This is a genomic window from Acidovorax sp. A1169 (assembly GCF_030704685.1).
Classification (GTDB): domain Bacteria; phylum Pseudomonadota; class Gammaproteobacteria; order Burkholderiales; family Burkholderiaceae_C; genus Acidovorax.
The window spans coordinates 1-2590 of sequence record NZ_JAUZDX010000054.1 but is presented as its reverse complement, the minus strand read 5'-3'; the positions used below and the strand labels follow the sequence as shown (position 1 = coordinate 2590).

The window sequence follows — 2590 nt, the reverse complement described above, 5'->3', positions numbered from 1 at the left end:
GGGGTTGTTGCTGCCGGTGATCACCAGGGGCTGGGTGCCGTCGTAGCCGGCACCGATGGTGGGCTTCAAGATCTGCACCGACAGCGGTTCATTGGGATTGAGGGTGGCATAGAACACCTGGCCGGCATTGGTCAGCTCGGGGTTGTTGCCGGTGACCCGCTCGATGCGGAACCCCAGCTCGGCCAGGGCGGCAGAGCCCGTGGTCGTGGTGGACAGGCCTTCCGCCTGCAGCCCGACCCCGGTGGGCACACCCACCGAGACGATGGGGGTGCCGCTGGGCGAGGTGACCAGGGGGATGTCGGCCAGCGGGGAGGGTGTGCCCGGGGTGTCGGGCCGGGTGGGCACCACCACCGGGATGGTGATGATGGTGGAGCCACCGGGGCCGGGCTCGGTGGTGACGGGCACGCCGTCGATGGGGGTGCCGGTGGGTGGGGTGGGGCCACCGTCCGAGGGGAAGCCTGCGGCGGTGACCGCATTGCCCGTGAGATCGGCGATCACCACGGCCGCATCAGCCCCGGCGTTCCAGTCCTCGGCGAACGCGATGTTGTAGGTGTTGTTGTCGATGGAGGCCAGGCCGGCCTTGTCCAGCAGCAGGTTGACGGCGGCCTTGTCGGTGGCGCTCAGCGTCAGGGTGAAACTGGTGGCGCTGGCGATCTCGGCATCGGCGGTGTTGGTCAGCGTGTAGGTGCCGCCGGCCTTGCCGGTGAAGGTCAGCTTGTTGGCGATGATGTCGTTGGCAGCGCCCGCCCGGCCCAGCAGCCCGGTGCCGGTGACCACCAGCACGCCGGTGCCCACGTTGTAGGTGGCGCTGGTGACGGTGGGCACGGCCACACTGGCCACGGTGACGCCATTGCCCGTGAGGTCGGCCAGCACCACGGCGGCATCCGCCCCGGCGGCCCAGTCCTCGGCCGCAGCCAGGTTGTAGGTGGTGCCGCCGGTGGAGGTGCTGCCGTTCTTGTTGGCCAGGGCGTTCACGGCCGTCCGGTCGGCTGCACCCAGGGTCAGGGTGAAGCTGGTGGTGCTGGTGATCTCCACATTGCTGGTGGCGGCCAGCGTGTGGCCCACGCCGCCTTCGCCGGTGAGGGTGAACTTGCCGGCCAGGATGTCGTTGGTGGCCCCGCCCAGGGCGGTGAAGCCGGTGCCGGTGACCACCAGGGCGCCGGTGGCGGCGTTGTAGGTGGCGCTGGTGATGGTGGGCACGGGCACGTTCGAGACCGTGATGGCATTGCCGGTGAGGTCGGCGATGTTGGCGCCGGTGACCACGCTGTTCCAGTCGTCGGCGGCGGCCAGGTTATAGGTGGTGCCGCCGCTGGAGGTGGTGCCGTTCTTGTTGAACAGCGCCTCCACAGCCGCCTGGTCGGCACCGGCCAGGGTCACGGCAAAGCTGGTGGCCGAGAGCACCTCCACATTGCCGGTGGTGGACAGGGTGCGGGCAACGCCGCCTTCGCCGGTGATGGCCAGGGTGCTGACCGTGACGTCGTTGGTCGCCCCCAGCGTCTTGACCAGACCCGTGCCGGTCACGGTAAGGACGTGGGTGGTGGCGTCGTAGGTGGCGCTGGTGATGGTGGGGGCCGAGACATTCGACACCGTCACCGCATTGCCGGTCAGGTCTGCACCCGATGTGGTGGTCACATCCCAGCTGGCCGCAGCGGCCAGGTTGAAGGCGGTGGCGTCGGCGGCAGAGGTGCCGGTCTTGTTCAGCAGGCCGCCCACGGCCAGCTTGTCTGCGGCGTTCAGGGTGACCGAGAAGCTGGTGGCGCTGGCAGCGTTGACGTTGGCGCTGGTCAGGGTGTAGGAGCCCCCGCCCTGGCCGACGACCGACAGCTTGGACACATCAATGGTGTCGCCAGTGACGATGTTGACGGCCGAGACCGAGAGGATGCCGGTGGCAGCGTCGTAGGTGGACGAGAGGATGCTGGGGGCGGCGTTGGCAACGGTGATGCCGTTGCCCGTGAGGTCGGCGATGTTGCCCCCCGTGACCACGCTGTTCCAGTCATCGGCGGCTGCGATGTTGTAGGTGGTGGCGCTGCTGGCCGAAGAAGTACCGTTCTTGTTGAGCAGCGAGGCGACGCCGGCGATGTCTGCGCCCGTTAGGGTGACGGTGAAGCTGGTGGCCGAGGTGACCTCCACATTGCCCGTGGTGGTCAGGGAATAGGTGGCACCGCCCTCGCCGGTGATGGTGAGCTTGTTGGCGGTGACGTCGTTGGTGGCGCCGAGGGTCTTGACCAGGCCGGTGCCGGTGACCACCAGGGTGTTGGTGGTGCCGTCGTAGGTGGCCGAGGTGATGGTGGGGGCGGTGACGTTGGTGACGGTGACGGCGTTGCCCGTGAGGTCTGCACCCGAGGTAGTGGTCGCATCCCAACTGGCCGCAGCGGCCAGATTGAACACCGTGGTGTCCACGGCAGAGGTGCCGTTGGTGTTCAGGATGCCGTTGATGGCCAGCTTGTCTGCGGCATTGAGCGTAACTGCGAAAGCCGTGGAACTGCTGGCCGTGACGTTGGCCGTGGTCAGGGTGTAGCTGCCGGCCTGGCCGGTGACGCTGAGCTTGCTCACATCGATGGTGTCGCCACCGACGATGTTCAGGGCCGAG

At 68.1% G+C, this 2590-nt stretch carries 1 protein-coding gene; it reads right to left on the bottom strand.

Annotated features, from left to right (window positions below; genetic code table 11):
- Nucleotides 1-2590, bottom strand: a 2590-nt coding sequence (locus tag QYL93_RS31755; RefSeq protein ID WP_305747417.1) for a hypothetical protein, incomplete at both ends; no start/stop codon positions are given.